The organism is Acidianus sp. HS-5 (assembly GCF_021655615.1).
GTDB lineage: Archaea > Thermoproteota > Thermoprotei_A > Sulfolobales > Sulfolobaceae > Acidianus.
The window spans coordinates 2,011,829-2,036,873 of sequence record NZ_AP025245.1; the positions used below are offsets into that span (position 1 = coordinate 2,011,829).

The 25,045-nt window shown below is 33.3% G+C and carries 33 protein-coding genes and 5 tRNA genes; 35 read left to right on the forward strand and 3 right to left on the reverse strand.

What is annotated here, in order from left to right:
- The first annotated feature begins 51 nt into the window (after window positions 1-51).
- The 12 genes from HS5_RS10920 (at window position 52) to HS5_RS10975 (ending at window position 5,896) form a co-directional block, all read left to right on the forward strand.
- The gene (locus HS5_RS10920; protein WP_236751414.1) at window positions 52-549 is read left to right on the forward strand and encodes a multiprotein bridging factor aMBF1; all 498 of its coding nucleotides are present in this window, start codon (window positions 52-54) and stop codon (window positions 547-549) included.
- Window positions 546-1,640, forward strand: coding sequence for a GTPase HflX (gene hflX, locus HS5_RS10925; RefSeq protein WP_236751415.1), 1,095 nt, complete (start codon window positions 546-548; stop codon window positions 1,638-1,640). The genes HS5_RS10920 and hflX overlap by 4 nt, the downstream gene beginning before the upstream one ends.
- A gap of 74 nt (window positions 1,641-1,714) precedes the next feature.
- Complete coding sequence (tfe, locus tag HS5_RS10930; protein WP_236753556.1) at window positions 1,715-2,227, forward strand: transcription factor E; 513 nt, start codon at window positions 1,715-1,717, stop codon at window positions 2,225-2,227.
- Window positions 2,208-3,179, forward strand: coding sequence for a DNA cytosine methyltransferase (locus tag HS5_RS10935; RefSeq protein ID WP_236751416.1), 972 nt, complete (start codon window positions 2,208-2,210; stop codon window positions 3,177-3,179). Before tfe ends, HS5_RS10935 begins: the two co-directional genes overlap by 20 nt.
- Complete coding sequence (locus HS5_RS10940; protein WP_236751417.1) at window positions 3,151-3,594, forward strand: RecB-family nuclease; 444 nt, start codon at window positions 3,151-3,153, stop codon at window positions 3,592-3,594. Before HS5_RS10935 ends, HS5_RS10940 begins: the two co-directional genes overlap by 29 nt.
- A 47-nt stretch (window positions 3,595-3,641) precedes the next feature.
- Window positions 3,642-3,716: transfer RNA gene (locus tag HS5_RS10945), tRNA-Val, on the forward strand.
- 455 nt (window positions 3,717-4,171) lie between these two features.
- A tRNA-Tyr gene (locus HS5_RS10950) sits at window positions 4,172-4,260 on the forward strand.
- A 64-nt stretch (window positions 4,261-4,324) separates the two neighbouring features.
- A complete protein-coding gene (locus tag HS5_RS10955) occupies window positions 4,325-4,555 on the forward strand; it encodes an LSm family protein (protein WP_236751418.1) in 231 nt (76 codons plus the stop codon).
- A gap of 10 nt (window positions 4,556-4,565) precedes the next feature.
- Complete coding sequence (locus HS5_RS10960; RefSeq protein ID WP_236751419.1) at window positions 4,566-4,751, forward strand: 50S ribosomal protein L37e; 186 nt, start codon at window positions 4,566-4,568, stop codon at window positions 4,749-4,751.
- A complete protein-coding gene (speE, locus tag HS5_RS10965; protein WP_236751420.1) occupies window positions 4,752-5,666 on the forward strand; it encodes a polyamine aminopropyltransferase in 915 nt (304 codons plus the stop codon). It begins immediately after the preceding gene.
- Window positions 5,667-5,697: 31 nt separating this feature from the next.
- Window positions 5,698-5,807: transfer RNA gene (locus HS5_RS10970), tRNA-Ser, on the forward strand.
- A gap of 4 nt (window positions 5,808-5,811) precedes the next feature.
- Window positions 5,812-5,896 (forward strand) — tRNA-Leu (locus HS5_RS10975).
- Window positions 5,897-6,088: 192 nt separating this feature from the next.
- Here HS5_RS10975 and HS5_RS10980 read toward each other — a convergent pair.
- Window positions 6,089-6,194: transfer RNA gene (locus HS5_RS10980), tRNA-Leu, on the reverse strand.
- Window positions 6,195-6,425: 231 nt separating this feature from the next.
- On the opposite strand from HS5_RS10980, the gene HS5_RS10985 reads away from it, so the two are divergent.
- From HS5_RS10985 to spn, 8 genes are read left to right on the forward strand one after another with little or no spacing between them, the layout of a single operon-like run.
- A complete protein-coding gene (locus HS5_RS10985; protein WP_236751421.1) occupies window positions 6,426-6,725 on the forward strand; it encodes a 50S ribosomal protein L21e in 300 nt (99 codons plus the stop codon).
- A gap of 6 nt (window positions 6,726-6,731) precedes the next feature.
- Window positions 6,732-7,073 carry a DNA-directed RNA polymerase subunit F gene (locus tag HS5_RS10990; RefSeq protein WP_236751422.1) on the forward strand — a complete coding sequence of 114 codons (342 nt, stop codon included), beginning with the start codon at window positions 6,732-6,734 and terminating at the stop codon, window positions 7,071-7,073.
- A gap of 38 nt (window positions 7,074-7,111) precedes the next feature.
- Window positions 7,112-7,768 carry a DUF655 domain-containing protein gene (locus tag HS5_RS10995; protein ID WP_236751423.1) on the forward strand — a complete coding sequence of 219 codons (657 nt, stop codon included), beginning with the start codon at window positions 7,112-7,114 and terminating at the stop codon, window positions 7,766-7,768.
- Window positions 7,765-8,421 carry a 16S ribosomal RNA methyltransferase A gene (locus HS5_RS11000; RefSeq protein ID WP_236751424.1) on the forward strand — a complete coding sequence of 219 codons (657 nt, stop codon included), beginning with the start codon at window positions 7,765-7,767 and terminating at the stop codon, window positions 8,419-8,421. Before HS5_RS10995 ends, HS5_RS11000 begins: the two co-directional genes overlap by 4 nt.
- Window positions 8,373-8,966, forward strand: coding sequence for a HemK2/MTQ2 family protein methyltransferase (locus HS5_RS11005; RefSeq protein WP_236751425.1), 594 nt, complete (start codon window positions 8,373-8,375; stop codon window positions 8,964-8,966). The genes HS5_RS11000 and HS5_RS11005 overlap by 49 nt, the downstream gene beginning before the upstream one ends.
- On the forward strand, window positions 8,944-9,630 hold the full coding sequence (gene trmJ, locus HS5_RS11010) for a tRNA (cytidine-2'-O-)-methyltransferase TrmJ (protein WP_236751426.1): 687 nt from the start codon (window positions 8,944-8,946) through the stop codon (window positions 9,628-9,630). Before HS5_RS11005 ends, trmJ begins: the two co-directional genes overlap by 23 nt.
- A 33-nt stretch (window positions 9,631-9,663) precedes the next feature.
- Window positions 9,664-10,290 carry a 30S ribosomal protein S3ae gene (locus HS5_RS11015; RefSeq protein WP_236751427.1) on the forward strand — a complete coding sequence of 209 codons (627 nt, stop codon included), beginning with the start codon at window positions 9,664-9,666 and terminating at the stop codon, window positions 10,288-10,290.
- Window positions 10,262-11,476 carry a bifunctional sugar-1-phosphate nucleotidylyltransferase/acetyltransferase gene (gene spn / locus HS5_RS11020; RefSeq protein WP_236751428.1) on the forward strand — a complete coding sequence of 405 codons (1,215 nt, stop codon included), beginning with the start codon at window positions 10,262-10,264 and terminating at the stop codon, window positions 11,474-11,476. Before HS5_RS11015 ends, spn begins: the two co-directional genes overlap by 29 nt.
- On the opposite strand, the gene HS5_RS11025 is transcribed toward spn, so the two are convergent.
- Window positions 11,473-12,678 carry a redox-regulated ATPase YchF gene (locus HS5_RS11025; protein WP_236751429.1) on the reverse strand — a complete coding sequence of 402 codons (1,206 nt, stop codon included), beginning with the start codon at window positions 12,676-12,678 and terminating at the stop codon, window positions 11,473-11,475. The two genes, spn and HS5_RS11025, sit on opposite strands and share 4 nt — an antisense overlap.
- 70 nt (window positions 12,679-12,748) lie before the next feature.
- Between HS5_RS11025 and HS5_RS11030 the strand changes: the two genes are divergently transcribed.
- The 15 genes from HS5_RS11030 to HS5_RS11100 all read left to right on the forward strand — a co-directional run bounded on the left by HS5_RS11030 (window position 12,749) and on the right by HS5_RS11100 (window position 23,650).
- Entirely contained in the window at window positions 12,749-13,405 is a 657-nt protein-coding gene (locus tag HS5_RS11030) for a 50S ribosomal protein L15e (protein ID WP_236751430.1), read from the forward strand.
- Window positions 13,402-13,854 (forward strand): RNA-binding domain-containing protein, encoded by a 453-nt coding sequence (locus HS5_RS11035; RefSeq protein WP_236751431.1) that lies wholly within the window; start codon window positions 13,402-13,404, stop codon window positions 13,852-13,854. Before HS5_RS11030 ends, HS5_RS11035 begins: the two co-directional genes overlap by 4 nt.
- A complete protein-coding gene (locus HS5_RS11040) occupies window positions 13,817-14,383 on the forward strand; it encodes an RNase P subunit p30 (protein ID WP_236751432.1) in 567 nt (188 codons plus the stop codon). Before HS5_RS11035 ends, HS5_RS11040 begins: the two co-directional genes overlap by 38 nt.
- Window positions 14,361-14,792, forward strand: coding sequence for an Rpp14/Pop5 family protein (locus HS5_RS11045; protein ID WP_236751433.1), 432 nt, complete (start codon window positions 14,361-14,363; stop codon window positions 14,790-14,792). The genes HS5_RS11040 and HS5_RS11045 overlap by 23 nt, the downstream gene beginning before the upstream one ends.
- Before the next feature lie 100 nt (window positions 14,793-14,892).
- Window positions 14,893-15,621: an archaeal proteasome endopeptidase complex subunit alpha gene (gene psmA / locus HS5_RS11050; RefSeq protein WP_236751434.1), complete on the forward strand. Its 729-nt coding sequence runs from the start codon at window positions 14,893-14,895 to the stop codon at window positions 15,619-15,621.
- A gap of 9 nt (window positions 15,622-15,630) precedes the next feature.
- Complete coding sequence (locus HS5_RS11055; protein ID WP_236751435.1) at window positions 15,631-16,329, forward strand: ribosome assembly factor SBDS; 699 nt, start codon at window positions 15,631-15,633, stop codon at window positions 16,327-16,329.
- A 1-nt stretch (window position 16,330) separates the two neighbouring features.
- A complete protein-coding gene (rrp4, locus tag HS5_RS11060) occupies window positions 16,331-17,077 on the forward strand; it encodes an exosome complex RNA-binding protein Rrp4 (protein ID WP_236751436.1) in 747 nt (248 codons plus the stop codon).
- Window positions 17,055-17,786 (forward strand): exosome complex exonuclease Rrp41, encoded by a 732-nt coding sequence (gene rrp41 / locus HS5_RS11065; protein WP_236751437.1) that lies wholly within the window; start codon window positions 17,055-17,057, stop codon window positions 17,784-17,786. Before rrp4 ends, rrp41 begins: the two co-directional genes overlap by 23 nt.
- A 1-nt stretch (window position 17,787) precedes the next feature.
- Complete coding sequence (gene rrp42, locus HS5_RS11070; protein ID WP_236751438.1) at window positions 17,788-18,618, forward strand: exosome complex protein Rrp42; 831 nt, start codon at window positions 17,788-17,790, stop codon at window positions 18,616-18,618.
- Between the two features lie 10 nt (window positions 18,619-18,628).
- Window positions 18,629-18,847, forward strand: coding sequence for a 50S ribosomal protein L37ae (locus HS5_RS11075; protein ID WP_236751439.1), 219 nt, complete (start codon window positions 18,629-18,631; stop codon window positions 18,845-18,847).
- A 470-nt stretch (window positions 18,848-19,317) separates the two neighbouring features.
- The gene (locus HS5_RS11080) at window positions 19,318-19,563 is read left to right on the forward strand and encodes a family 52 olfactory receptor (protein WP_236751440.1); all 246 of its coding nucleotides are present in this window, start codon (window positions 19,318-19,320) and stop codon (window positions 19,561-19,563) included.
- The gene (locus HS5_RS11085; protein WP_236751441.1) at window positions 19,541-19,927 is read left to right on the forward strand and encodes a prefoldin subunit beta; all 387 of its coding nucleotides are present in this window, start codon (window positions 19,541-19,543) and stop codon (window positions 19,925-19,927) included. Before HS5_RS11080 ends, HS5_RS11085 begins: the two co-directional genes overlap by 23 nt.
- 26 nt (window positions 19,928-19,953) lie before the next feature.
- Complete coding sequence (gene xpf / locus HS5_RS11090; RefSeq protein ID WP_236753558.1) at window positions 19,954-20,649, forward strand: 3'-flap repair endonuclease Xpf; 696 nt, start codon at window positions 19,954-19,956, stop codon at window positions 20,647-20,649.
- Window positions 20,650-20,713: 64 nt separating this feature from the next.
- On the forward strand, window positions 20,714-22,924 hold the full coding sequence (locus tag HS5_RS11095; protein WP_236751442.1) for an elongation factor EF-2: 2,211 nt from the start codon (window positions 20,714-20,716) through the stop codon (window positions 22,922-22,924).
- Window positions 22,925-22,930: 6 nt separating this feature from the next.
- Entirely contained in the window at window positions 22,931-23,650 is a 720-nt protein-coding gene (locus tag HS5_RS11100; protein ID WP_236751443.1) for an HAD family hydrolase, read from the forward strand.
- Here HS5_RS11100 and HS5_RS11105 read toward each other — a convergent pair.
- Window positions 23,633-25,039, reverse strand: a complete 1,407-nt coding sequence (locus tag HS5_RS11105) for a M28 family peptidase (RefSeq protein WP_236751444.1) — start codon at window positions 25,037-25,039, stop codon at window positions 23,633-23,635. The two genes, HS5_RS11100 and HS5_RS11105, sit on opposite strands and share 18 nt — an antisense overlap.
- Between the last annotated feature and the right edge of the window lie 6 nt (window positions 25,040-25,045).

The window sequence follows — 25,045 nt, forward strand, 5'->3', positions numbered from 1 at the left end:
TATCATTTCTTAATGAGATAGACTAAAAATGTTTGCCACTATTTATTACTTGTGAGTATTCAGAAACAGCCACAAAAATATTGCGAAATGTGTGGAATGCCAATACGTGGTAAGGGTATTACAGTAGTTTATGAGGGTAGTATAATTACTGTATGTGAGTCATGTTACTCAAAAATTAGGAAAACTGCTAAGATTTATGAAGAAAAACCTAAAAAAACACAAGCTATTAAGCAACAAAGAGAAAATGTAAATAAAAAGTCAGAAGTGGAAGTAGAAATTGCAGATGATTATTATAAAATAATTAGGACTGCAAGAGAGCATTTAGGTCTTACTACTAAACAATTAGCAGATAAAATGAAAGTTTCTGAAAATATAATAAAGAGATTTGAACAAGGTAAATTAAAGCCAACAATAGAACAAGCAAAGGCATTAGAAAAAATTTTGTCCGTAAAATTATTATATACTATATCAAGTGAAGAAACACAAAAAGGAGGCAAGAATTTCGAGTTAACCTTAGGAGATGTAGTAAATATAAGGGAAAAGAAATGAAGGCTGTGTTATTTTCATCTGAGGAATATTTAGATGAAGCTAAAACTCTATCCGAAACAGCAGGATATGAGATAACTAGTGTATATAAGCTTCCTAAAAAACCAAATCCGTCCTATTATATTCAAGAAGATAAGCTAAATAAATTAAAAAATGAGGATATCGACGCTATAATAATATTTGATCTCTTAAAACCCAGACACTTTATTAATTTAAATAAAGAATTAGGAAGTAAAATGAAAATTTTAGATAAGCTTTTATTATTATTGGAAATTTTTGCATTACATGCAGGATCTAAGGAAGCACAGCTCCAGATAGAATTAGCAAGATTAAAGTATGAATTACCGATTATAAAGGACGTTTATAAAAAGCATAAGATATCCGAGCAACAAGGTTTGCTCGGAGCAGGAGTTTACGGAGTAGAAGCTATACTTAGACTATATCACAGAAAAATAGCGAAAATATCAAAAGAGTTAATGCATATAAAGGAATTAAGGGAGTATCAAATAAAACAGCATGAAAGTAACAGCTTACCGAGTATAGCAATAACTGGTTATACGAATGCAGGCAAGACTTCGATATTCAATATATTAACCGGACTTAGCCAGAAAGTTGACTCATCTATGTTTACAACAACTGCTCCTAAAAGGTTTAAAATATCCATAAAAGGCCAAAAAATAATGCTTGTCGATACAGTAGGATTCATTAGAGGAATTCCTCCTCAGATTATTGAAGCATTCTTCGTAACTTTATCAGAAATTAAATATGCAGACATTATATTGCTTGTAGTCGATATATCTCTTGATGATACATTAATTCTTGATATGTTAAAATCTTCCTTTTCAACTTTGAGAGAATTAGGAATTTCAGGAAAGCCAATACTCATAGTAGCTAACAAAACAGATAAAATACCTCACGAAGAGATAGATAGGCGTTCTGATCTAATATATAAAATAAGCAACGAAATGTACTCTCCAATTATTGGTACAATTCCTTTTTCAGCAAAAACATTATATAATATTACTAATTTAGAAACTAAGATAACAGAAAGTATATCAGCTTATTGCAATCAGGAGAAAAGGGAAATTACATAGATAATCTATAAAAACAACTTGAAGAATATTATATAAGTAGGTGATTACAATTGACAAGTAATGTAGACGAGCTTATACTAAATTTAGCGAAGAGCTTGTTAGGTGAAGAATATACAGAATTATTAGAATTTCTTATAAATAAAAAGACCGAAATGACAGATGACGAAATAGCTAACGAATTAGGTATAAAAGTTAACGAAATAAGGAAAAAACTTTATGCATTGGCAGATCAAGGATTAGTAAGTTATCGGAAGAGTAGAGATAAAGATACAGGATGGTATATATATTATTGGAAAGTTAATACTGAACAAATTAATGAAATATTATTAAATAGGAAAAGGGAAATTTTAGATAAATTAAAAGCAAGATTAGATTATGAATCTAATAATGAATTTTATATGTGTCCAGAAGATAAAGCTAAGTATACATTTGATGAGGCATTTGAAAACGAATTTAAATGCCCAAAGTGCGGCTCTCAGCTTGCATATTATGATTCCGGTAAAGTAAGAGAAGTGCTGGAGAAAAAAATTAATGAACTAGAAGGAGAAATTAGCAAAGAGACTAAACTTGGAGCTAAAAGTAGTTGATTTGTTTTCTGGAGCAGGCGGATTTTCTCTAGGATTTAGAAATCAAGGGTTTAATATAGTATTAGCTATAGATATAAATCACGCTGCAGTTAGGACTTATGCTGAAAATTTTCCGTCAGCAATAACCCTAGAGGAAGATATAAGGAACATTACTGGAGACGAAATAACAAGTATTATAGGTCATTCTCCAGATATTTTAATAGGAAGTCCTCCTTGTGAAGGATTTACTGCAGCTAACCCTTCAAGGCTAAAGAATCCAGTGGATAGACTATATTTAGACGAAAGAGGATCTTTAACACTTGAATACATAAGGCTAGTAGGCGAATTAAAGCCAAAAATATTTGTAATGGAGAATGTTCCTGCCATAGTCGAAACTAAAGAATTAAAAGATTCAATATTAACAGAATTCTCAAAAATAGGATACGAGCAAATTTATTTTAACTTCCTAAGGGCAGAAGATTACGGTAATCCTTCTAGGAGACTAAGAGTATTTATTTCAAACATAAAAATAAGTCCGCATAAAATAAGCAAAAAGGTTACGGTTCATGAAGCAATCTCAGATTTAGATAACACGAGAGATATTCCAAATAACGAGGTGCATGAGGTTACAGATAAAAAGATACTTAAAATAAGCAAGTTATACTTTGGCGACTATTTAACTATGTACAAGGGGAGTAGAAAGGAAATTCCGCTTTATATTAGGTTAAATCCTTTTGATCTAGCTCCAACAGTTTTAGGAAATTCAAGGTTTATTCATCCTTATCACGACAGATTTCTAACAGTAAGAGAACAAGCTAGATTAATGAGCTATCCAGACGATCATATTTTTATAGGAAGTAGGGATGAACAATACAATCAAGTAGGAGAAGCAGTTCCAGTAGCCTTATCAACTGCCATAGCATCATATATTAAGGTGAAAATAAGTGAGGAATATAATAGTTGGCTTGCATAATATTACAAGCTCGCAGAGATTAATAGATTTTGCAAAAATAGTTTTCAACCTTGGTGTAGAGAAGTTAGTAATAACTAAAGCGAGCGGTACTGCTGCACAAGTAGGAATTCCGGAAGTAGGAAAATTAGCTTTTAAACTTAATAAATCACTCCTAATTTTACCGGATTTAAAAGATTCTTTGGAATTATTAAAACCAAGTTCTATATATTTAGTATCTTCTAATGCAAAGGACGAAATAAACGTAGAGTCTCTAAAAAATGGAAAAGAAGATCAAGTATTGATAGTATTTCCTGGAATAGAGAGTGGTTTTACGAAAATTGAGCAATCCATAGGGAATTATGTGCATATACCTAAATTATTACAAGATTTAGGACCAGAAGCAGAGGCAGCAATACTCCTCTATATGCTTCTCTGACAGTGGGAAAAAATTTAAAGAGTGTTAAGTTAAAATAAAGAGCAAGTGGGCCCGTAGTCTAGCCTGGTTAGGACGCTGCCCTTACGAGGCAGAAATCCTGGGTTCAAATCCCAGCGGGCCCATAGTGGGTAGGTCAGTTCCCACGCCCTATTTCTTTTAATTTAATATAGCTTCTGCTACGTCAATTTTTCCTTGCGTTCTCATACTCTATCTTGTAAACATAATATCTTCCTTTTCCTTAAAATATAAGTCACGGAATTTATATCATGTTTAGCAGTTTACGGGAATTTCTATTACTCAAATATTTTCATTTTTACACTACGATAAAACAAATCTTGCTCATTTTACAATGAAGACATCTCAGGCTTTATAGTTAATTTCTCTTCTATTACTATTAAAATATTTTTAAGGTTATCTAACTTTGCAAGGATTTTCCGATAAAAGCTACATGTTTTATCTTTAGTCATTTTACGCTATACATGAATAGGCAGCACGTATATAGGAAATGCATGTTAAATGCTAAAGCTTTCATTAAAATAACTTTTTTAATCCTTAAAGCAAAAACATTAATCGAAGACCCGCCGTAGCTCAGCCCGGTTTAGAGCGCCCGGCTGTAGATAGGGGGCAGTTACCGGGTGGTCCGGGGTTCAATTCCCCGCGGCGGGACTTCCTTCTTTGCGAAAGATAGATTTTAAACTCCTTTTGCTTCAAAATCATTTAAGGTGATATTTTGGCAGAAACCGCACATAAGGTGCTTGCGGAATCATTAGGTAGTCTAGTTTTAGTTAAATTAAAAGGAAACAAAGAAGTAAGAGGATTATTAAAAAGCTATGATCAGCATATGAATTTAGTGCTATCAGACTCGGAAGAAATACAAAGCGACGGTAGCGGAAAGAAAATCGGAACTATAGTAATTAGAGGGGATAACGTAATTCTTATATCCCCAATACAACAATCATAAGTGAGCAAGAATGAAAGGAACACCATCATTTGGTAAAATGAATAAAGGCGCAACACACATTAGATGCAGGAGATGCGGAAGGAATTCTTATAATCCGAAAAAGCATTATTGTGCAGCTTGTGGGTTCGGTAAATCTAAGAAAATAAAGAGGTATAGTTGGCAAAATAAGAAGGTTAACGGAGTAAGGTTAGTTTAAATGAGCCAGTTAGGGTGGAGTTGGCATTTAGAGTGGCAAAGCCCTTGTGAGTTTCATGGGCATTTAATAAACAGAGTAATTGTAGATTTGAAAACACAATATCAAAGGATTATGGTAGCAGAACTTGTAAGGTTTGGCAAAGTACTAATAATAGATGGAAAGATTCAGTCCAGTCTGGCTGATGAATACATATATCATGAAACTTTAGTTCATCCTCTTATGCTTAGTATAGAAAATCCAGAAAATGTACTAATTTTAGGCGGGGGAGAAGGAGCAACTCTTAGAGAAGTTCTAAAGCATAAGGTTGTTAGAACTGCTACTATGGTTGACATAGATCAAGCTGTTATAGATTTTGCTAAACAGTATTTGACAGAGTGGCACAGAGGTTCATTTGACGATAAAAGGAGTAAAATTCTCATATCTGATGCAAAAGATTATATCGATAAGACTACAGAAAAATACGATGCAATAATCTTAGACCTAACAGACCCTATAAAAGGTAATACTTCTTATAAGCTTTATACTAAAGAATTCTATGAAAAAGTTAAGTCTAGGCTAAACAAAGGTGGAGCAATGGTAACTCAAGCAACCTCTCCTTCATTTTCGCTGTGCGTCTTCTCAACAGTTTTCAATACTCTTAGGCAATTGTTTAAACTAGTATCTGCGTCAATAGTTTATGTTCCAGCGTTTGACGGGTTATGGGGATTTGTTTATGCGTCAGATTATGTGAATCCGTTATCGTTAACTAAAGATCAAATTAATAAGAGGATAAAAGATAGAATAGAAGGAGAACTAAGATTCTATGATGGAGAAACTCATGCAATGATATTTAATATGCCAAAAGATATAAGACAATACCTAGCTAATGAAAAGAGAGTATCAACTGAAGAGAACCCGATATATGTCCCAGCTTGATTTTTAAGTCCTAATTTCTAATTTTATAGTTGCCGGGATGCCCGAGCGGACCTAAGGGGGTAGGCTCGAGACCATTTCCAGCTAAAAAGCGAGCGACCTACTGTCCGAAAGGACACGCGGGTTCGAATCCCGCTCCCGGCGTATTGCGGGGATGCCCGAGCTAGGACGAAGGGGGTAGGCTCAGGCCCTACTGGTGTAGGCCTTCGCGGGTTCGAATCCCGCTCCCCGCATCTCCTGTGATTTTCAAGTTAATGATTGAAACTCTTAGCAATATTGTTATAAAGGAAATATTGAAGTGCAAAGTAATAATTAATTTGATTTTTATTTATTAATATAGAATAAGGGTATAGTATATGATTTAATTATCTCTTTCATCCTAGCCTAATAAAATGAAAAGTTTAATACTTGATAGTATTAACGCATGCGGGGGGTGGGATTCGGACCCACGCAGGCCTACGCCAGCGGATATCTTATCTGGCGGGTGGCATCTTAAGTCCGCCCCCTTTGACCATGCTCGGGCACCCCCGCACGTGAATAGAAATTAGAATGTACTACTTAAATGTTTTTCCATAGTCTTTATAGAGGGTATCTAAGAAACTTATTACCATATTGTTTTCTAAGTCTTTTTGTATAGAATAATGTAATTGAAAATAGGCCAGTCATGATTCTTTTAATTTGCCTTCTTAGAAAGATGAAGGTCCTTACAATCTCGACCAAAAATTTAATTACAGGAATGTTTATGCTATTTTGGGTAAGATTATGGTATCACATTCAAAAGGCAATAGGACTAGGTCAAGGAATCTTTTAAGGAAATCTCCCAGAGAGAGAGGAGCTATTCCGTCTTTAAGTTTGTTAATGTACGACTATAAGCCAGGAGATAAAGTTATCATTAAGATAAATTCTGCAATCCATAACGGAATGCCTCATAGAAGATTTCATGGTAGAGTTGCGGAAGTCGTAGGTAAAAGAGGTAGAGCTTACGAGTTAAAACTTCATATTGGCAATAAGGAAAAACTAATAATTGTAAGGCCAGAGCATCTTAGGTTATTTAAGCAGTGAGGTAGATTGTCTTCAGTTATTGTAGAGGATGAACATTATATTCCTTATTCCGTAGCTAGGAAATATGTATACGAGCTAATTAAAAATGGTAACAATTCAAGTATTCTTCAAAGAACATATGAGTATCTTAATGCCATAAATAAATGCGGGGAAGAAGACGCCATAAAACTTATGGGCGAGTTATCTCAGTTTGTAGAAAAAGAGGAAATCCGAGCTGTTATAGCAAGTATATGCCCAAGTACAATAGACGAGGTTAGAAGCATTTTAGCTTTAGATAGTAAAAATTACAGCCAGGAAATTCTAGAAAAAATTGTAGAGCTTGTTAAGAAGTATCTTCAAAAAGGTTGATATTTTTTATTAAGCTAAGCGTAATTGATTATAGTGGAATGATGGCAGAGAATAGGAGACCGTATGAAAGGAAAAATGAAAGGAGAGTTGAAAGGAGAGAGAAGTTTGCGTATGTTCTAGATTATTTGAGGGAAGGTAATCCCTTAGATAAGCATAAAATTCACAAGAATAGACCTTTTGCTCAGTTACTTGGGGCAGATTATTTCATGTTGATGGAAGCCTCTACAAGTAGGGAATTACAACTTGAAGAGGAGATTGATTTAGAAGATCCCTCTTTTGGTGTTAAGGTAGATTTCATAATTTCTTATGATGATTTAACTTCAGTGGCTAAGGATACTTTAATTAGAGTTATTAAAAAAATAATTGGTGAGAAAGAAAAATTGTTTGTAGAATTCTTTAATAAATCGGAGCCATTAACTCTTAAGCTCCACGCTTTAGAGCTCTTACCGGGTATTGGTAAAAAGACTTTAAGGGAAATTTTAGAAGAAAGGAAAAAGAAGCCTTTCGAATCGTTTAAAGATATAGAAGATAGGACTGGTATAAAAAACATAGTCGACATAATAACTGAGAGAATAATTATTGAAATAGAGAGGAAGGATAAGTATTATTTATTTGCTTATCCTATAGATCATAGAAAACCTCAAGCTGGACAACAAGAAATTATTTATGTAGGATATTTGGAGAAGTTAAAATGAGACTTTCACAAAATTTTTTAATTAATACCTTTTTTATTTCCAAATTTTCATCTTATATTGAGAAAAATATAAAGCCAATAATTGAAGTTGGTTGCGGAAAAGGTAGTATTTCTAAATTCATTAATCCTGATTTATGCGTAGAGATCGATGAGAATCTTATTAAATATATTAAGGATTATAACCTTATTATATCAGATGCTAGATTCTTACCTATAAGAAGAGGTCAAATAGTCTCTTCATTACCTTACTCTATTACTGAAGATTTTTTCCTAGAAGTAAGTAAATTGGACGAAATACAGTATTTAGCATTAATTTTACAAAAGGATTTTATAGATAAAATTTTAAATTATGCTACTTATATATCCTTTATACTAAATTATATTTTTGATATTTGGGCGCACGAGACTGTTCCACCTTCAGCTTTTGACCCTAGACCTAAAGTTTACTCCATTATAGTGACATTTAAGAGGAAAAGAAAATATAATGCAAGAATAGACGAGTATTTGAAATGTGTTAGTAGATTTAGAAATAAGAGGTTAAAAAATGTAGGAGAATATTGTGGATTTATTTCTAGGAGTGAAAAAAGAGTGAGGGAGTTTAAACCTTGTCAAGTTATAGAATTATTGAATTTAATGGGATTAAACTATGCTTAAACGAGGAAGTTTACGAACCTGCAGAAGATACGGAATTGTTACTTTCTATTCTTAAAATTAAAAAAGGAGAGAACATCATAGAAGTAGGATCTGGAACTGGTATTCTTAGTATTATTTCAGCTAAGATGGGAGGAAAAGTATATTCCGTAGATATTAATCCTTTTGCAACTTTATCAACTTTGTGTAGTTCTAAACTTAACAGCGTAGACATAAACGTTATTAATTGTGATATGCTAACATGTTTTAGAAATAAAATATTCGACGTAGGTATATTCAATCCCCCTTATTTGCCCTTTGAGGAATATGATGATTGGGTAAAATATAGTTGGTCTGGGGGCAAATCTGGGTCAGATGTTTTAATCAGATTTCTTAACACTATCACAGCTAGAAGGTTGTATATATTATATTCTTCTTTATCAGACGAAGATAAAATTATGGAAGTTTTAGGAAAAAGGAAGATGAAAATTAATAGGAAAATGGAAAAAACTTTTGGTTTTGAAAGGCTTATAGCATTAGAGCTTGATGCTAAGGTTAGTATTAGTTGAGCCTGAAGGAGAGTATAATGTAGGTTTCATAGCTAGGTTGTGTAAAAATTTTGAAGTCAATGAACTATTTATTGTAAGGCCAAAATGTAATATTAACTCGGCTATAAAATTTTCCGCTAGAGGAGAAGATATTTTACGTAGTGCTAAGATTGTAGACACATACGAGGAGGCATTACAAGGTACAGGCATAAAAATTGCTACTTCTAGTATTGCTAATAATAAAGGGGATATTTTGCGAAAAGCTATATTTCCCTGGGAATTATCAAGTATAATGAAATCCGAAAGAGTAGCACTAATTTTTGGTAGAGAAAGTGTAGGACTGACAAGGGAAGAGATTAGCAAAGCTGATTTTCTTCTTTTTATACCTGCTAACCCTGCATATCCTACTCTTAATCTATCTCATGCAGTAGGCATTGTGTTATATGAAATTTGGAAAGCGAAGCATGAAATTAAGCCTAAAATGACTAAAGAATCTATAGATCTTCTAGATAAATACTCCAAAATTCTCTACGGATTGATTAGAAAAAGTGACGAAGATTACGCATTATATATCGCGTTAAAAAGAGCCTTAATTAAGGGAATAAATGATGAGGAAGAAGCCAGAACTGTAATAAAATTTCTTAGGAAGCTTTATACAAAATTTTTGCATGAGGATAAAGAATGATCTTATATACCCAAATAATACATGATTCTATAAATGTCGTCGAAATCCACAAGTGCAATTAGAGATAAATGGAAGTTAAAAAAATGGTATACTATATTAGCTCCTAAAGTATTTGGAGAGGTAGTATTAGGGTCAACGCCGGCTTTTGATGTTTCTTATACTATAGGTAGAAAAGTAGAAACTACGCTTTATGACTTAACAGGAGACTTTAGCATGGTTTATGTTCATCTGTATTTTAAGGTATTATCGCATGACGGTGATAAGTTAATAACTAGCTTTTATGGGCATGAATTATCCAGAGATTATGTAAGATCTTTAGTTAGGAGGAAGAGCTCTAAGGTTAATGAGATTGCAGACGTAATAACTAAGGACGGTTATTCATTACGTGTGAAAGGTCTTGCATTAACTACATATAGAGTACATAGAGAACAGAGGACTGCAATAAGAAAGATTATTGAAGATTTAATAAAGAAGGATGCAGAAGAGCGTACATTTGATGAATTTATTCAAGACATGGTATTTGGAAAGTTAGCTAATGATATATTCAACGAAGCTAAGAAGATAGCTCCTTTAAGGAAAGTTGAAATAGAGAAATCAAAGCTACTTAAGGTTCCTTCTCAGGAGGTCACAATTGCAAGTAATAATCCTAGCAGCGGGTAAAGGAGAAAGATTAGAACCTATTACTCATACGAGACCCAAGCCTTTTATTCCACTTTTAGGCTCTACGTTAATTGAAAATACAATTACTTTTATTAAAAAAAAGGCGGATAGTGAAATTTTAGTAGTTGTTCCATCAGAATATCCTAAAGAATATGAAGAGTTTTATTCTCGACTTAAAGGTGTTAAATTAGTTAAGCAAAAAAATGATTATGGTACAGCATCTGCACTATTAAGCGTAAGAAGCGAGATTAAAGATGATGAAATTCTTTTAATATACGGAGATATTCTTGTTAATACCGAAGCAATAGGAAGAATTTATTCAGCAAAGTGTAATGCCATTCTAGGAGTAAAAGTAAATAATCCACAAGAATTCGGTGTGTTAAATATTTCCGAGACTGGGTATTTAAAAAACATAATAGAGAAGCCTCAAAATCCCCCGTCTAATCTAATAAATGGAGGAATTTATAAATTAAATATTAAGATATTTGATTATTTAGATAAAATTCCTAAGTCTGTTAGAGGAGAGTATGAGCTACCAGATGCCATAAATTTATTTTCTCATGAAAATAGGGTGGAAATAGTAAAATATGATGGGTTATGGATGGATGTAGGTAAACCTTGGGAGATAATTGATGCTAACAAGGTTGTATTGGACTTAGAACAACCAAGAATTAATGGTGAAGTAGAGGAAGGAGTAATAATTAAAGGTAAAGCCATAATTGAAGAAGGTGCAAAAGTTCTTCATGGGACCTATATTGAAGGCCCTGTTTTTATAGGTAAAAATTCGATAGTAGGGCCTAACAGTTACTTAAGGCCTTATACGGTATTATGTGGAGATAATAGGGTAGGAGCATCAGTGGAAATAAAGGAGTCAGTAATAATGGAAAAAACTAAAGTTCCGCATTTAAGCTATGTAGGAGACAGTGTTATTTCTGAAGATGTTAATTTCGGTGCTGGTACTCTGGTAGCGAATTTACGTTTTGACGAATCAGAAGTTAAGGTTTATGTTAAAGGTGAGAGAGTATCTTCTGGAAGAAGAAAATTAGGGACTTTCGTAGGAGCTCATGTTAGAACTGGGATAAACGTGTCCATTTTACCAGGAGTTAAGATAGGGGCATATGCTAGAATTTATCCTAGCGCTGTTGTAAATAGAGACGTTAAAAAGGGAGAATTCTTTAAAGGTTAACCATGGGCTAGACTTGATACAATCTTTATTACATCTCTATCTTGTAATTGGTAATTTTCCCCTACTCTGATTTTCTTTCTAGCATCTATAGCATATAAAAATCCTTTAGCTAAATCACTATGTATTGCAGCTGCTAATTCCTTCGGTGTAGATCCTTTTTTAATTAAAATGGCATCTGGTAATACATTACCATTTCTATCTGTTAGTTTTCTTTCGTCTTCAACAGGAAAGACTGTAATCATATTTAAAGCTCCAAATACAGCCTCATTTATAGCTTGCTGAACTCCGGTATTTCCATATACATCCAAGACGTTAGTTTTTATATAATCTAATGCCTTGCGTTGTTTCTCTGGTAGGCCGATAGATTTTATTTTGAACTCCTTTTCTCCCGGAATGTAATCTATTAAACCATTTTTTGCAGCTTTTCTTAATGCTAATTCGGCCTCTGCACTGGTCGGAACAATGAATTTGTATTTCTCCTTTAATCTATCTATATTTTTCCTAGCTACTTGAATATCATCTTTATTTGCTGCTATAATGATAGGTTTTGAGACTTGTCTTAAAGTGATTCCGAACTTTCTTATATCTTCTTCGTTCCATTGCATGAATTTTATATTTTCTAACTTGCTCTCTTTTAAACTTTGAATTATCTCTTCTCTATTTACAGATAGGCCAGATAGCTTACCAAGTAAAGCATCTATTTGATCTTTATTTCCTAAATCGCTTATTCTTGCAAATTTTTCCCAATCTTTCTTTATAATCGAGATAAACCACTCATTTATTTCGTCCTCAACAAATTTTATGTCTTCTTCCGGGTCTCTACTACCTGATTCTACTGTTACTCCTTCTTCGTTGGTAGAACCGCTAGCGTCTATTACGTGAATTAAAACGTCGGCTTTTCTTAAGTCGTCTAAAAATTTATTTCCTAATCCTCTTCCCTCATGGGCTCCAGGTATTAATCCTGCTACGTCCACTAGTTTTATTGGGATAAATCTATAATCTTCTATACAAATTGAGTTCTTAGGGTTACATTTAACTTTAAACTCATTATGTACACATAAGGTTTTAACGTATGCCATTCCTACATTTGGTTCTATGGTAACGAAAGGTCGATTAGCTATTTCTACATCTACTAATGTAGCTGCAGAGAAGAAAGTACTTTTGCCAACATTTGTCTTTCCTATAAGTCCTACTGTAATCATGAATTTCCTCCTAATTAAGATAGACATCACTCTTTTTAATTAGTTATTCTATTTTGAAGAGGAGAAGATAATGGCATTATCCATGTATCATTATTTGGCAAAAACCTGGCAAGACGAGGATTGGAAGAAAGAAGTGTTAAGGAAGAGAATGGTAGAATGGAGAAATGAGGAAAATACTGTAGTGAGAATAGATAAGCCTAGTAGGTTAGATAGAGCAAGAGCCATTGGCTATAAGGCGAAGCAAGGTTTTGTGGTTGTTAGGGCGAGAGTTAAGAAAGGCGGGCTAAATAAACTTAGGCCTAATAAAGGTAGAAGACAGAAAAGAATGGGCGTGTACGGATTCTCACCTTCAAAGGGTTATATGTGGATAGCTGAGGAGAAGGCCGCTAAGAGATATCCAAATTTAGAAGTATTAGGAAGTTATTTTGTAGGAGATGATGGTCTTTATAAATACTATGAGATAATACTAGTAGATCCAGCACATCCAGTTATAAAGAGTGATCCGAGCTTAAAGTGGTTACAAGACCCTGCTAATAGAGGAAGAGTATTCAGAGGATTAACTGTAGCAGGCAAGAAGGCCAGAGGATTGTTAAAGAGTAGAGGGTTGAAGTACACTATAAGGCACAAGTTCGTGAAGAAGCAAAAAGAGAGAGAAGCTAAGAAGAGACACGAGGCCAATAAGTATTATAGACTACAAAATTATGATAAAATACCTGGTAAGGAATGAAAGTTACTAGTGTTTCTTTTCAAATATTTTCGCATGAAACAGAGGATATCAATAAAATTAAAAACGCTTTGAATTCTTTTCTTCAAGATTTTTTAAAGTATGCTAATATCTCGGAGAGTTCTACTGAAGGTCATTACGGAGATAAAATTATTTTAATAAAATATGATTTTCAAGGTAAAATCTCAGAAAAAATTGTAGATTATTTGTTTTCCAAATTAGATAAGGCAGATCTACTTTACTTAGTTTCAACAATAGATTCTAGACTTGATAAGAGTAAGATACATATAAGGATTGATAAGCAAAAGTTCATAGCCGAAGGCAAGCTTTATCTTAGAGACGGCGATGATATTATAAAGATAATAATAAGTTCTGCAGGAGGTTCGAAAAGAGTAAAGGAGGAATTGAATAAAATTGCCAATAGAGCCATGCATACTCAATTACAAGGTTAAACATTTCCTAAAAAGAGCAGGATATGATAACGCGTTCATAGAAGGTAAACCTGTTGATAATGCAGACATCTCTAGAGTTACTATAATTTCGAGAGATAAAGATTCTCTTTTCAATAATATTAAACTTTATAAGAAAAGCAAATTAATATTTTGTAAGCCCATGACAGAAGAAATTTTAAGAATATGTATAACATATAATAAGGTCAACGCTATAACGGTAGATAATACAAATTTTCGTCTGTTTAGGAGGAAAGCAACACTTAACTTAATAAGGTTTCATGATAAGGTTGTGGAAGTCGTTTTACCTCATTCTTCATCATATGTTATATATAAATTCGTAATATGGGGATATAGATGGATTAGGAATATTTTATTTTCGTCATGTGCAAAAGATTTTAATGAGATTTGGAATCCTTTATCAAAAATTAATTACCTTATATTGCACGGTGCTGATTACGAAATGGCAACTTATTGGATTTTTAAATCTCCTCAGGTGCTTTTGAACAATGTACGCTCAAATTATAATTGATCTATTAATAATTATATGGTTAATAATTTTAACATATTTAGTTCTTAGAAAAGGGAATTTATATATTAATAAGATAAAAAATAAGAGAGATACTAAAGCTAAAAGATATGTAGTTTTTTACGTGGTTAATGAAGATCAAAAAATCAATGCTAAAGAGTTGGAAGATGCAGTAAGATTTGCAGTTAAAGAACTACTTGGAAGTATGTGGCTAGAAATTTCTAATCCGAGAGTTATTATATATTTAAGTGAAACTAATGAAGGGATAATTTCTACTAATAGAGCTGGATATAAAGTAGTTATAGCGTCTTTGCCTTTGGTTAGCACAATAGATGGCAAGAAGATACTGATAGTTCCTAAGAGAACTACAGGAAGTTTAAAAAAGGCTAAAAGATTAATTGGTATTAGATGATGAAGACTCAGATGGCTGTAAAATGATGTGCCCAGCGACGATCTGAATAATGTGTAACACTTTTATTAACCGGTTCAAGTCTATAAAACTGTGATCAAAATTGGCTTTTGGACCAGCCGCTATGGGATACGATAGAGCAATAACAATATTTTCTCCAGATGGATCTTTATATCAAGTAGATTATGCTTTTGAAGCAGTAAAAAAAGGTTGGACTACATTAGGTATTAAGACAAAGTCAACCGTAGTAGTACTTGGAGAAAAGAAGAAGGCTTCTCAATTACTAGACTTAGATAGTATAGAAAAGGTATTTTTATTAGATGATCATGTAGGTTGCAGTTTCGCTGGCTTAGCCTCAGACGGTAGAGTATTGATAGACTATGCAAGGAATTCTGCACTTCAACATAGGCTTATTTATGATGAACCAATAACTGTGGATTATCTAACGAAATTAATCTCTGATGTTAAGCAAATGTACACACAGCATGGTGGAGTTAGACCTTTCGGAGTAGCTCTAATAATAGGCGGAGTAGATAATGGAGCAACAAAGCTCTTCATGACAGAGCCCAGTGGTCAATTCATGCCATATCAAGCTGTGGCTATAGGCCAAGGAGGATACACTGCTACAGAATATCTAGAAAAGAATTATAAGGAAGATTTGAACATAGAGGATACAATATTACTAGCTTTAAACGCACTTAAGTCTACATTGAAACCTGGAGAGAAGTTAGGACCAAGTAATGTAGAAATAGGTTACGCAACAGCTGATACTGGAGTCTTCAGGAAGTTAAGTGCAGAGGAAAAAGTACAATATTTACAAAAGTTGGGGTGAAAAAAATTAATGGCAAGACAAGATTATATAGTGATAAAATATGAGTCTCATGGTGAAAGGTTCGAAATACTTGTGAAGCCAAAAGAAGCAATGGCTTTTAGGGCTGGAAAGTCAATATCTCTTTCTGATGTTGTAATTTCTGATACTGTTTATAAGGATGTAAAAAAAGGCCTAAAAGCTTCTCCATCAGCATTAAAAAAAGTATTTGGAACCACTGATTTCGAAACAATAGTAAGAGAAATTTTATTGAAAGGAGAAATACCAATAACTGCAGAGCAGAGGAAGGAAATACTAGAAAACAAAAAGAAACAGTTAATAGATTTTATTCATAGTAATGCTATTGACCCAAAGACTCATTTACCCATACCACCAGCTAGAATAGAGGCAGCAATGGAAGAAGCAAGGGTGCAAATAGATATCAATAGAGACATTGAATCTCAGGCATTGCAAATAATTCATGAGTTAGCAAGAATAATACCAATTAAAGTAGCTAGAGCTACATTAGAAATAAAAGTCCCCGCTAAATATAGCTCTAAGGTAAAGTCTCAGTTGTCTAACCTTGGAAGCATTAAGAAAACTAACTGGCTAAATGATGGAACTTTGATTGCAGAATTGGAAATACCTGCAGGAGCACAAGAGGAAGTAATTGACAAATTAAATTCCTTAACTAAAGGAGAAGCAGAAGTAAAAGTTTTACAAGTGGTATAAAATGGATTCAACTCAAAATAATTCTAATAATAAAATTTACTTTAAATCTAGGAGTGTAATAGTTCCTGGAGATCTTATTGCAGAGGGAAATTTTCAAGTACCTTGGTCACCGTATATCTACAAGGTAAACACTAAGTATTATTCTACTGTAATAGGTATAATAGATCCTAAAGATTCAACTTTTGAAATAATACCTCTTGAAGGATCTCATTACTATCCAAGACTAGGAGATATTGTAATAGGGCTTGTAGAAGATGTAGAACTATATGGATGGGTTGTTGATATTAAGGCACCTTATTCGGCATATTTACCTGGGCTTTCTCTTTTAGGAAGACCAGTTAATGTAGGTGAAGATTTAAGGAAATACCTTGATATTGGAGATTATGTGATAGCCAAGGTAGAAAACTTTGATAGGACAATAAGCCCGGTATTAACTGTAAAAGGGAAAGGATTAGGAAGATTAAATAATGGTAAAATAATAGACATAATGCCAGTAAAAATTCCTAGGGTAATAGGAAAGAATAAGAGCATGTATGAATTATTAACGTCTGAAACAGGATGCGAGATGGTAGTTGCGCAAAATGGCCGTATATGGGCAAATTGTCCATCCAAAGATATGGAAGAAGTGTTATTTTTATCTGTAAAAACTATAGAAAGGGAATCTCATATTAAAGGTCTAACTGATAGAATAAAAGAATTAATAGAAAAGAAAAAAGGTGAGTTAAATGCTACAAATTCAAAAGCCTAAATTAATTTTGGATAACGGATTAAGATTAGATGGAAGGAAGCCAGATGAATTAAGACCGATGAAAATGGAAGTAGGAGTGTTAAAGAACGCAGATGGCTCAGCAATAGTAGAAGTTGGGAATACTAAAATCTTAGCGGCGGCTTATGGGCCTAGAGAAATGCACCCAAGACATCTAGCTTTACCGAATAGAGCAGTATTAAGAGTAAGATATCACATGACACCTTTTTCGACAGATGAAAGAAAGAATCCTGCACCTAGTAGGAGGGAAATTGAATTATCTAAAGTAATAAGAGAAGCATTGGAATCTCAAATACTTGTAGAACAGTTTCCTAGAACTTCCATTGATGTGTTCATGGAAGTGTTACAAGCCGATGCCGGAACAAGATTAGCATCTCTAATGGCAGCATCTTTAGCTGTAATCGATGCCGGTATCCCTGTAAGAGACTTAATAGCCGCAGTGGCAGTAGGTAAAGCTGATGGTGTTGTTGTCCTAGATTTAAATGAGCCTGAAGATATGTGGGGAGAAGCGGATATGCCAGTTGCAATGATGCCTTCTATTGGGCAAATAAATCTATTGCAGCTTAATGGAAACATGACTTCAGAAGAATTTAAGCAAGGAATGGAATTAGCGATGAAAGGAATAAATATTATTTATAACTTAGAAAAAGAGACTCTTAAAAACAAATATGCTGAATTAAAGGAGGAGTAAAATGTCAATAACACCACCAAACGAGAATATAGTTCCATTGATTAAAAGGGAAAGCATTCTAGCTAGTTTAGATAGGGGAATTAGGACAGATGGTAGGAAATTCAATGAATATAGACAATTAAGCATAACATTAGGTTACGCAAGGAAGGCAGATGGCTCAGCATTAGTTAAGCTTGGAGATACTACAGTCTTAGCTGGAGTTAAAGTAGAACCCGAGGAACCTTTTGAAGATACTCCAAACCAAGGTAACCTAGTAGTAAACGTAGAACTATTACCATTAGCATACGAAACATTTGAAGCTGGTCCTCCAGATGAAAATGCCATAGAATTATCCAGAGTTGTCGATAGAAGCCTTAGAGATTCTAAATCCATAGATTTGACTAAGTTAGTGATTGAAACTGGTAAGAAGATATGGACGATATGGGTAGACATATATGTTCTGGATTACGGTGGAAATATATTAGATGCGTGTACTCTAGCTGCTGTATCTGCGCTTTATGATGCTAAGTTACCTAAAGTTGTGAAGGAAGGCGATGAAATAAAAATTGTTAAGGAAGAGAAAGGTGATAAACTTCCAATGAATTTCCCAGTGGTTACAGTATCTGTAGCTAAAATAGGCAAACACTTAGTAGTTGATCCAGATTTAGACGAAGAAGGTATAATGGATGCGAAAATTTCACTCTCTTATACTCCAGAAGGTAGGATAGTTGGAATACAGAAGACAGGTATAGGTACGTTTACCTTAGCAGAAATAGATAATGTTGAAACCTTAGCTAGGTCTGTTAGTCAAAATTTATTGGAAGAACTTAAAAAGCAAATAAACATACAATAGGTGAATTAGAATGGCTAAATACAAGGTTGTAGGTATAGCAGGCAGATTTGGTCCTAGATATGGATCTACTTTGAGAAAAAGATGGAAGGAAGTAATGGAAAAGAGATATCAAGATTATCAATGCCCTGTATGTAAATCCGTTGGTACTGTAGCCAGATTAGCCAGTGGAATTTGGTATTGTAAAAAATGTAATGCGAAATGGGCTGGTCTTGCCTATACGCCATATTAATGTTCTTATAACTTCTAGTAGGGACGCATCGTATAGATTAAGAAGTTTTTTAAATGATTTGGAATGCGTTATTCCTAATTCTGTGAAGCATAATAGAGGGAAAAGTTCTATTAACGAGATATTTTTTCTTTGTAAGAAGTTGAATTGTAGATTTATTTTATATATAGATTCTAATAAAGGAAATCCAAGTAGGATACTGCTTTATGATTTTATTCAAGATAAAATAAGATACGAGCTGAAAATAATTGGCATATCTACATTGTCTGATTTCAAAATTAGAAGGAAAAGAATTGATAGAATTTGTATTAGAAATATTGAATGTAAGGAGCTTATTCCATTTTTAATTGATCTAAACTTATTTAATATCTCGTCATGTGATAATTTTGTAGATATGCTTAAAAAAGACGAGGTATGTGAAATGAAATTTGTTAGTAAATTTGAAAAGCTTGTAGGTCCTATAATTAGGATACATGATTTCAATAACTATCTCAATAGATGGAATACCTGACGATATAAGGGAAATAATTCGTAGTGCAATACTTTTGGAAAAAATAGACGAGAGATATGTTAGTATTACCGATCCTTTAAATATTAAAATTAAGGCAGAGGCAATAAGCCGAGGTAGGGCAATAATGAACTCTTATATATTTTGGCTCTATACAATTCTAAGAACATTAGAAGAGGTGGATAAGAGTGGCAGAAAAAATTCCCCCTGAGGTGCAGACTCAGTTAATAAAACTTCAGCAGTTACAAAAACAATTAGATAATTTAACATATGAGAGGAGTGTAATTGACAGCGAATTAAGGGAGATAAATAAGATCCTAGAGGAATTATCAAAACTAACTACAGATACGTCAGTATATAAGATTGTAGGTAATATTTTAGTTAAGAAAGATAAAACTGCAATAGAACAAGAATTGAATGATAGGAAAGAAATATTAGAACTGAGGAGCAGAACGTACTTAAAGCAGGAATCTTTATTAAGAAAACAATTCGAGGATTTACAGAAGAATGTTAATGATTTATTACAGAGGTATTACCCTCAGCTCAAAGGTTCGTCTAATCCTCCAAAAGCTTAAATTTTTTATAAATCTATAATTTTTACATAATGCTAAGAATATATGTAGATGACAGAGAAAAAAATAGTGGAATTCCAGAAATTCTTAAGAGTGATGGAGTAGCAGTTATAATAGAACAGTTAGACGTTGCAGATTACGTATTAGCTGATGGAGTAGCTGTAGAGAGAAAAAGTGTTTCTGATCTAGTTAATTCTGTTTTTGATAAGAGATTTTTTGATCAAATTAATAGATTAACTTCTGCTTATGAGAATGCCTTTTTACTCGTAGAAGGTAACTTAAATAGGATTAGAGAGATCACTGAAAGATGGAAAGCGATAAATTCTGCATTAATATCTATTATAGTGGACTATAATGTAAAGGTTGTATATTCTTCTGATAAGAGAGACTCTGCGGAAGTCTTAGTAAAACTTGCAGAAAAGTTTCAAGGTAATGAAGGTAGAAAGAGAACAATTAACCTTCATGATAAGCCTAAGTTTGAGAGTATTAAAGATATCCAACTTTACGTAGTAGAATCTCTTCCTAACATTGGTGAAGTTAATGCTAAAAAATTGTTAGAAAAATTTTCTACAATAAGAAATATATGTAATGCATCGATTTCGGATTTAGAGAGAGTTTTAGGCAGTAGAAAAAGAGCAGAAGAATTGTATAAAATTCTAATAACTCCTTACTCTCCTGAGTCTTCAAATTCTAATACCAAGAAATCCTTAATGGATTTTATATAAGAAACATGCAGACACATTTTAATACTTCTTAAACTTAGTACTAGTCGTATATTGGTGATTAGTTTTGGCGAAATATAAGACTACAGAACAAGTCTTAAGCTTGATGAAAGATATCGAAAGAGTTAGAAACATAGGAATCATAGCTCATGTAGATCACGGAAAAACTACAACAAGTGATACATTATTAGCAGCTGCAGGTATAATTTCACCTAAAGTTGCAGGAGAAGCTCTAGCATTGGATTATTTATCAGTTGAACAACAGAGAGGTATAACTGTAAAAGCCGCTAACGTCAGCCTATACCACGAAGTTGATGGTAAAGGATACGTAATTAACTTAATTGATACTCCAGGTCACGTCGATTTTAGCGGTAGAGTTACTAGGAGCTTAAGAGTTTTAGATGGATCTATAGTTGTAGTAGATTCTGTAGAAGGAGTAATGACCCAAACAGAAACTGTACTTAGGCAAAGTTTAGAAGAAAGAGTTAGGCCCATCTTATTTATCAACAAGATAGATAGACTTGTGAAAGAGCTAAAATTAGGACCTCAAGAAATGATGCAAAAACTACTTGATATAATAAAAAGCGTAAACGATTTAATAGAAATGTACGCTGAGCCAGAATTTAAAGATAAATGGATGGTTAACCCTACGCAAGGGACTGTAGTATTTGGTTCAGCAAAGGACAAGTGGGGTTTCACTTTACCTATTGCTCAGAAGAAAGGAATAAACATGAAAAACGTGATAGACGCTTATACTGCTCCTGATAAGAGTAAGCTTAATGAATTAGCTTCTCAAGTTCCAATTCATGAGGCATTATTAGATACTGTGATAAAATTCGTTCCAAATCCCAGAGATGCACAGAAATATAGAATTCCAAAAATATGGAAGGGAGAGATGGATAACGACTTAGTAAAATCTATGTTAAATGCTGATCCTAATGGGCCAATAGTGATGATGATAAACGATATGAAAGTAGATCCGCACGCAGGATTAGTTGCTACTGGTAGAGTATTCTCTGGAACTCTTAGATCTGGAGAAGAAGTGTGGTTAGTTAACGCAAAAGCTCCGCAGAAAATATTACAAGTCAGTATATACATGGGCCAGCTAAGAGAATTGGCAGATGAAATTCCTTCAGGTAATATAGCAGCAGTCTTAGGCCTAGATAAGGCAAGAGCTGGAGAAACTTTGGTTGACGTTAATTATAAAACTTTACAAGGAAGCTTTGAAAGCCTGCATTACGTATCAGAGCCAGTAGTCACTATAGCTGTAGAACCTAAGAATCCTAAAGATTTAACTAAAATGATAGATGCTTTAAGAAAATTAACAATTGAAGACCCTAACTTAGTCGTGAAAATTAATGAGGAAACCGGAGAATACTTATTATCAGGAATGGGATTCTTGCACTTAGAAGTATCGCTCCAGTTACTTAAGGATAATTACGGTATAGATGTTAACACTTCGCCACCTATTGTGGTATATAGAGAAAGCATCAGGGCTAAAAGTCAGGTATTTGAAGGAAAATCACCTAATAAACATAATAAGTTCTACATTAGTGTAGAACCGTTAAATGATCAAACTATCGAATTGATAGCTAATGGAACCATTAGGGAAGATATGGACTCTAAAGAGATGGCTAAGATCTTAAGGGATCAAGCAGAATGGGATTATGATGAAGCTAAGAGAATAATCGCTGTGGATGAAAATGTTAACCTATTTGTAGATATGACTAGTGGTATTCAGCATTTGAGAGAAATCATGGATACATTGTTACAAGGATTTAGGCTAGCAATGAGAGAAGGTCCTTTAGCACACGAACCAGTAAGAGGATTAAAAGTTGTACTGCATGATGCGGTTGTTCATGAAGATCCTGCCCATAGAGGTCCAGCACAACTTTATCCAGCAGTTAGAAACGCAATATTTGCAGGCTTCTTGACATCTAGACCCACACTGTTAGAGCCTTTACAAAAACTGGATATAAGAGTCCCAATGGATTTAGTAGGCAATGTAACTTCAGTACTTACAAGAAAAAGAGGAAAGATTCTAAATATGACACAAGTCGGTAATGTAGCGAGGATACTTGCAGAAATTCCAGTAGCTGACTCTTACGAATTAGCTAGTGATTTAAGAGGTTCAACGGGAGGTAGAGCCTTCTGGGGTACTGAGTTTAGCAGATGGGCTCCAGTGCCTGATAGCATCCTAATGGATACAGTAATGAAAATAAGGGAGAGGAAAGGATTACCAAAGCAAATACCAAAACCAGAAGATTTCTTATCGTGAATTTTTATGCAAGAGTTCAATATATTTTACGGTACTAGGGCAGTTATTTTTGATTTTGATAATACATTAGTTGAATTTAACCGCCATTCTAGAAAAGCGTTAGAAGCAGTAGCTAAAGATATGTCTGACTATTTTAACGATATTTCTTTTTCTCCGGGCTATGAGAAAATTCTCTCCATTTTAGTTTCTATCTCAGAAAAACTAGATAGTGAAGGAATATATGATAGGAATAAATGGTGGGAAGAAACACTAAATGAACTTAATTTAAAAGTTGAAAAAGATCAACTTTATGAGTGGACTTCATTATATTGGTCTATAGCTTCCAATAATCCAGTCTATGATGATGCTAAAGGGATTATTGAATATTTAAAAACAAAAGGTTATAAGTTGGGCATTTTAACTAACGATGATGGAGAAGGAGGAAATAAACTGCAGAGAATAAGAAAAACTGATATTTCTGCATATTTTGATAAGATAATAATAGCTGGTACTGATGGGGTTAAACCTAAGCCAAATATTCAACCATTTGTATATATTTGCGAACAATTAAATGAAAAAGTTGAAAATTGCATAATGATAGGAGACGACGCAGTAAAGGATTGTTTGGCTGCAAAAAAAGCTGGACTAAGAGCAATATTAATAGATAGAGAAAGCAAGGTTAAATTTGCTGAATTATATGCAGACTATGTTATACGCAGTTTGATGGAGTTAGAAGAATTTCTTTGAGACTTCATATATTTTGCTCATATACTCGTTTTCGAACTCTTTAGCTATAGAACTTAAATACAATTTATCGGTTGATGAAATTTTAAGTGAAGGCTTTCCTTCAATGTATACGGGTTTTCCGTATCTTATTCCTACTAATTTATGAAATGGCTTGACTGTAGCTAATCCATCCATTGACAGTATACCTCCATGTAATTTAAGCATTGTTTCATAAATTTCTCTGTCATTTAATTTATCTAAGATATTTACTAAATATGTTCTTAGGGGTGCTTGTATAGAACTCATATTTTGCATGATTTCATTTCTTAATTTTTCATATCTTATCTCTTCTAAGGTATTATCATTTAGAATTTTATTAAAAGTAAGTAAAAGATTAGTTATACATTCTTCTTCAGCAGGATTAACTTCATCGTTTGTTGAATGATATCCTTTATAATATCCTTCAAATGTAATACTAGGTATTCCATTCTTTATAAATGTATAACCGTCGCTATAAATTTCTGGCTCGTAGTGTATGTTATTAAAATATTTTTCAAATATAGAAGGCATAGAAGAGATAGCTTTAATCTTTAAATTACAAGGATCTATATTATCAAGGTTAATATTTAGAAGTATATCCATGTTCTTATTCTGAACTTCAAAGTACTTTCTTGATCCGTAACTCCAAGAAAACGATTGATATCCTAAAGCTCCCGCTTCTTCCGCAGTAAAGCTTACTAAATGTAATTCATATTTTTCTGAATTTAATTCTGGTAACATGCTTACGCTTAATAAGTTATCATGTTCTCCTTTAAACCAGTGATCGTGATGTGCAGTAATGTAAATCTTTTTTTCATATTTAGAATTTTTTATACATTCCAAAATATATCCAGCACTTTCTCTTATACTTACATTAGCTTTTATGCTTAATTTACTTTCAATTCTATCTTCTTCGCTTTTAGGTATTATTATTCCAGGTATCTTTGGTGGAGCAGTAGGAAAAAGATTAAGAAGAGGATCTGATTTAATAACAAATTTGCTTCTTTTATCCGTAAAGAAAACTACAGCCAAGCAGTTATTCTCTACAGCTTTTATATAAGATCTAGGTATCTCGAATAAATTATTTATTTTCACTCTTAATATGGAATCTTTACATTCTTCTGTAGAGTCAACTAATTTTCCTTCGATATCTATATTAGGAGAATATGGTAGATATTCAGCGCTCTCTATTTTAGACTTACCAATGATTTCGTGAGATTCAGAATAGTTTAAGACTGGAATTGGTATAACTCTAGTCTCATCACATTTATCGAAGAGCTTTCTAATTCTGTTTACCATTTTATCCTCTTTTTTATCTCCAGCAAATATTTCGCCTAAACTTGATAATTCTTTTACTCTTTCTACTATCATAATCTC